We start from the raw sequence: 5,495 nt of genomic DNA, 5'->3' as shown, positions 1-5,495 counted from the left end.
AGATCATAACTGTAAGGGTTTGCCATACGAATGCAGAAATCAATCACTTCTCTATATATTCTACGTCCTAACTAAGATGGCGACTGCTATAGTTGAGTATTTTTTTATTTGGAGTGCCCAACTCTACTTTCTATTACAAGAGATAAAGATTAAGTTACAACTTTGGAAACCGCTGAGACAATGTAGAGTATCTTCTAATTATTTAGCAAATTTATAAGCATTGAAGCAAAGCAAATGAACGCTAAATTAATCGCTTTCTCTGGCTTGGTGACAGCATTTGTGGGTGCAGGAATTGGTTTTATTACTGCTAGTTTACTTCCTTGCCCTTACACCAGTCAAATGTATAAAAATTTGGAGCAAAAATACGCGATCGTTGGTGCAGTTGCTGGCTTGCTGATTGGTTCTAGTCAAGAAATGATTCGAGAACTCAAGCAAGAGCGGGATGCGGAAGAAGACTTGCTGCGAGATTTCAACAAAGCTATTCACTCAACTACAGATAAAAGAAATTTATCATCACAGTTTTTTGACAAGGACTAACAGCTAGTTTAATTGACATTTAACAAATCAAAGCGATCATGCAGGGCAAACGCATCTAATAATTTCTCTCTTATAACAATTTTTGCCTCTGTTGCTAGTAAAATTCAAGAATGGCTAGAATCATAGTGTTTACCTATTTGCGCTAAAGGTTTTGGCTACTGTATCTTGTCCCCATTGCCATCAACTTGTTGATAGTCAAGCTATTAGTTGTCCCTATTGCCGGACTACACTTAAAGCTTACGGTCATCCCGGTATTCCATTGCACCGCGCCACTGGGGACGGGTATCTGTGTGACACCTGCACCTATCATGCTGATGATACTTGCAATTTTCCTCAGCGTCCCTACGCCAAAGACTGTACTCTTTACCAAAATATTGAAGAGACATTAGAGTTGGAACAGCAGCGTTACACTAACAGTTTTGCAGTAACTGTGAAAAGTTGGGTAAAACGCAATCAGGCTTTATTGTTGCTATTAGGTTTATTATTGGTATGTTTGTTGTTCGTGATATTAAGGTCTTGATTTGGGTTTAGTGGGGAGTGGGGGAATAAGGAGTAGGGAGAAGAACTCTTAATTATTGCCCAATGCCCCATGACCCATTTCCTAACCTTCAAGCTGTGATAATTTTGGATGCCTCTGCAATAGGTTCAACTTGTATCGTTGGCGCTTTTTCCTCAAAGGTGGCTAAGTCGAACCAAAAGGTGGTGCCAATACCGACTTCACTCACTAGATAGACTTTACTACGATGTCTGTCGATAATATTTCTAACAATCGATAAACCTAAACCCGTACCTTCTAGGGTGTGAACTCGGTTTTCTACGCGAAAGAAGCGTTCAAAAATTGAGTGTTGATCTTCTGTGGCGATGCCAATTCCAGTATCGGAAATTTCAATCCGCACTGGAGCAGATTCGGTGTGATTGGGTTTGAAATCTAGTTGGTAGGCGCGGATTGCGACTTTACCACCGGCTTTGGTGAATTTAAGGGCATTACCAATCAGGTTGCCAAACACTTGTACTAACAGATCATAATTACCTAATACTAGCGGCAAATTAGGGGCAACTTCTTGAACAAGTTCAACACCTTTATCTTTTGCATTGAGTTGGTAAGTACGCAGGGTTTGCTCGATCGCTTGGGATAAATCTACGCCATCGAAGTTGTAGTTACGACCAGATTCAAGTTTTGACAAATCCAAAACATCGTTAACTAAGCGGGTTAGGCGATCGGTTTCATGGTTGACTGTTTGCAGAAACTCTTGCCGTTCTTGTAAAGCTAAGTCTTCGCCGTAGTCGTGCAGGGTTTCAATATAAGTTTTAATGTTAAATAGAGGCGTTCGCAGTTCGTGAGAAACGTTGCTGATAAATTGACTTTTTGCCTCGTTTAGTTCGACTTCACGGGTTATATCTTGAATAGTAATCGCAATACCTTTGATGCTTTCCCTTTGCAGATTGAGTACTGTAGTCAAGAGAATGCGGATCGTCCGCGGAGTGGGTTGATTAATAAAAATTCGGAATTCGGCGCTTTCGCATTCCCCTAGTGCCATTTCGTACAAGGGACGGGTGATTTCGATTTGTACACATGGTGGCAAGTGATTTAAGACATTGCGACCGACCACATCAGCGGCTTCCCAGCCAAAAATTCGCTGTGCTGTAGGGTTGACTAAAATCACTTGCATGTTGTTATCAATCAACACGGCACCATCTGCGATCGTGGAAACTAGGGTTTCTAGTTTGGCTTTTTCTGCGGTCAGTTCTTCTATGTTCTGTTCTTCATAGCGCTCTAATCGCTCTGCCATCTCATTAAAGCTTAAAATTAATTCCCCTAGTTCGCCACCTAAAGGTAAATTAATCCGCTGCTTAAAATTCCCGGTAGCAATTTGCTTTACCCCTACCAGTAGTTCTTTAATTGGCTTAGTGATGGTCAAGGCGTTGATCACTCCTGCCAAAATCACCATTACCCAAATTGTGATAAAAACGGCAATGGTGACATCGCGGGTAAAATTGGTAGAAATAACAGCGGTTTGATTGGGGTTGATCCCGATCGCTAATACACCTAAGTATTTTTTATTGACAATCAGAGGAATAAATACATCGGTAACTATTCCATCTGGGGTCGTGTGTTGCCGCACCATCGGCTTTTCCCCATCACTAGGGTAATCTTCTGGCAGTTGTATCCGCCGTTTAATGGTAAGGGAGTTTTCTACCTCAGCTTCCCAAAAAGGAATGCCAAAAAAGATTTCCCCGTTTTCATCGGCATAAAGCATATAACGCACGCTAGAGGTGCTGCTATAAAAGCGTTGAGAAAATTGGGCAACTTCTGTAAGATTATTGTCCGCGATTAGGGGGGCAACGTTGGCAGCAAGCAGCAGCCCTAAATCACGACCAAAGCGGGTATCATTCATCCGCGCATCCTGCTGAATTGTATTCACAGCCCAGAAGGTCAAACCACTCATTACCAACGAAACTACCATTGTGGCTACAGCCAGCAATTTGGTCTGGAGGGTGAACTCCGACCACCAACTAGCGATCGCATCTCGAATTGTTTTAAACAGAGTTAGCATCTTAAATAAAGTTGTTAGTAGTCTTTGTTATAAAGCCCAACAACTAAAAAATTAACAGTTAATTTGACAAATATGTTAGGGGAAGGGGGAATGGGGCATTGGGCATGGGGAATAACTCCAAACTCCTAACTCCTAACTCCTAACTCTATAACCGATATCTCTCCGGTAATACATCCCCTGAAACTGAATATGTTTGATACTAGCGTAGGCTTGGGCGATCGCTTGCTCAAAATTTTCTCCGATTCCCGTCACATTTAATACTCGACCCCCATCTGTGACTATTTCTTGTTGCTCGTTCAATTTTGTACCTGCATGAAATACAGTTGCTCCTGTTGCTTCTGCCTCGCCAATGCCAGTAATCACCTGCCCCTTCTGATATTCTCCTGGATAACCACCGGAAGCGGCAACGACAGTCGCAGATGCTCCTCCTTTCCAAGCAATGGGCGGCAATTCACTTAATCGCTGCTGTACACACGCTAAAATCAACTCTTCTAGAGGTGTTTCTAAAAGTGGCAAAATCACCTGGGTTTCGGGATCGCCAAAGCGACAGTTAAATTCCAAAACCTTTAAGTCGCCATCGGGTGCAATCATTAACCCAGCATACAGCACGCCTCGGTAATCAATGCCTTTAGCTTGTAAAGTGGCGATCGCCTTTTCTAATACTTCTGTTTGAATGCGTGCCATCAACTCTGTTGTAGCGATGGGTGCTGGGCAGTATGCTCCCATGCCGCCAGTATTTTCCCCTATATCGCCGTCACCAATCCGCTTATGGTCTTGAGCTGGCAACAAGGGTCTAATTGTTAACCCATCGGTCAATGCTAAAACTGACACCTCTTGCCCAATCAAACATTCTTCAATGACGACAAATTTACCAGCACTGCCAAATTGTCCTTGAAAAATTGTATCAACAGCACTTTCTGCTTGTGCAACTGTTTCAGCTACCGTTACACCCTTGCCAGCCGCCAAGCCATCAGCTTTAATAACAATTGGCGCTCCCTGATATTTGACGTAAGATTTTGCTGCCGCAGCCCCCGTAAATACCGCAGCCCGTGCCGTCGGAATCCCTGCTTCTTGCATCAAGGCTTTTGCCCAAGCTTTACTCGCCTCAATTTGTGCTCCGGCTCTGACTGGGCCAAATACCATCAATCCTTTGTTTTGGAGGTAATCTGTGATTCCCTTAGATAGGGGAACTTCTGGCCCAACTATTACCAGAGTTATGCCATGTTCTAGAGCATATTGGCTCATTCCCTCAAAATCATCTACTGCTAAAGGCAAGTTCTGGCAACGTTCCATACTTGCCGTACCTCCATTCCCTGGTACACAGATAACTTGCTCAATTTGCTTAGATTGCAACAGTTTCCATGCTAGAGCGTGTTCGCGCCCCCCATTACCGACAACTAAAACTTTCACTAATTTCCTCGTGCGTCTCTTGCAAAATGAGAATACCTGATTCGACTCTTGCGGATCAATTTTTTCATCAATTCTCACAGTTGTGCAAGTCTCTAATGATTTAGTATACCTCTTGCAAAAGTCCCCTAACATCCTAACCCCAGCCCCTCTCTGTCTACGGGGCTGCGGTGTATACACAAGTCAAATTACTCCCCTTAATTCCCTCTTAGAAAGGCTACGGTGTACACACAAGTCAAATTTGATCTACTTGTGTGTACACTGTAGGGGAGCAAGGAGAGGTTCAAATATCCTCTTTTTTGTAATTTTCGTTCAAAATTATACTTATATTTATTTACGTCTATTTGTATTTACTTATATTAGCTATTTTGCCTTTCCAATCCCAGTGATTTGAAAAATTAACTCTGCCGCTTTACTCATTAGCGAAGTGTTAATCTCAAGTTGATAATTCTCCTGTTTTAAAACCTCTATTACAACTTTGCTGAAATCTGCGTTACCTTTCCTTGCACCTAAACCATTAATTGCACATTCAATTTGCCTCACCCCACAACTCAAAACAATGAGTGAATTATCTACCGCCATACCCAAATCATCATGACAGTGTACTGAAACGACAACTCGATCAATATTTGGTACTCGATTAAAAATCATTTGCAGAAGTTGCAAAAACTCTTCTGGCGATGCCAAACCTAAGCTATCAGGAATACTAACAGTAGTAGCACCACTCTTGATTGCAGTTTCAATAGATTTACACAAAAAATCTGGCTCACTTCTGGGAGCATCAAAAGCGCTCCATTCTACATCATTACAGTAATTGCGTGCTAGAGAAACACTCTCTTTGATTGTTGCTAATACTTCTTCTTTGCTTAATTTAGACTGATTTTTTATATTTACCGGAGTATAAGAGGATGTTTTAAAAGTGAGGGGCTATTGTAAGAAAACTCACAAGGCTTAAGCTGAAAGATTGAAGATATCAGCACCTTGTGAGCAAATGAC

General features: G+C 42.1%; 5 protein-coding genes. 2 read left to right on the top strand and 3 right to left on the bottom strand.

Going from position 1 to position 5,495, the window contains the following annotated elements:
• Nucleotides 1-234 precede the first annotated feature (234 nt).
• Nucleotides 235-537, top strand: coding sequence for a hypothetical protein (locus V7K89_RS20505; RefSeq protein ID WP_335190327.1), 303 nt, complete (start codon nucleotides 235-237; stop codon nucleotides 535-537).
• Between the two features lie 151 nt (nucleotides 538-688).
• Nucleotides 689-1,057: a zinc ribbon domain-containing protein gene (locus V7K89_RS20500; protein ID WP_335190325.1), complete on the top strand. Its 369-nt coding sequence runs from the start codon at nucleotides 689-691 to the stop codon at nucleotides 1,055-1,057.
• Nucleotides 1,058-1,145: 88 nt separating this feature from the next.
• Here the strand turns inward: V7K89_RS20500 and nblS are convergent, their stop codons facing one another.
• The 3 genes from nblS to V7K89_RS20485 form a co-directional block, all read right to left on the bottom strand.
• Nucleotides 1,146-3,092: a two-component system sensor histidine kinase NblS gene (gene nblS, locus V7K89_RS20495; RefSeq protein WP_335190323.1), complete on the bottom strand. Its 1,947-nt coding sequence runs from the start codon at nucleotides 3,090-3,092 to the stop codon at nucleotides 1,146-1,148.
• 132 nt (nucleotides 3,093-3,224) lie between these two features.
• A complete protein-coding gene (gene purD, locus V7K89_RS20490) occupies nucleotides 3,225-4,502 on the bottom strand; it encodes a phosphoribosylamine--glycine ligase (protein WP_335190321.1) in 1,278 nt (425 codons plus the stop codon).
• A 360-nt stretch (nucleotides 4,503-4,862) separates the two neighbouring features.
• Complete coding sequence (locus V7K89_RS20485; RefSeq protein WP_335190329.1) at nucleotides 4,863-5,387, bottom strand: hypothetical protein; 525 nt, start codon at nucleotides 5,385-5,387, stop codon at nucleotides 4,863-4,865.
• Between the last annotated feature and the right edge of the window lie 108 nt (nucleotides 5,388-5,495).

The organism is Nostoc sp. (assembly GCF_036917515.1).
GTDB lineage: Bacteria > Cyanobacteriota > Cyanobacteriia > Cyanobacteriales > Nostocaceae > Nostoc.
This window is presented reverse-complemented; position numbering and strand designations above follow the sequence as displayed.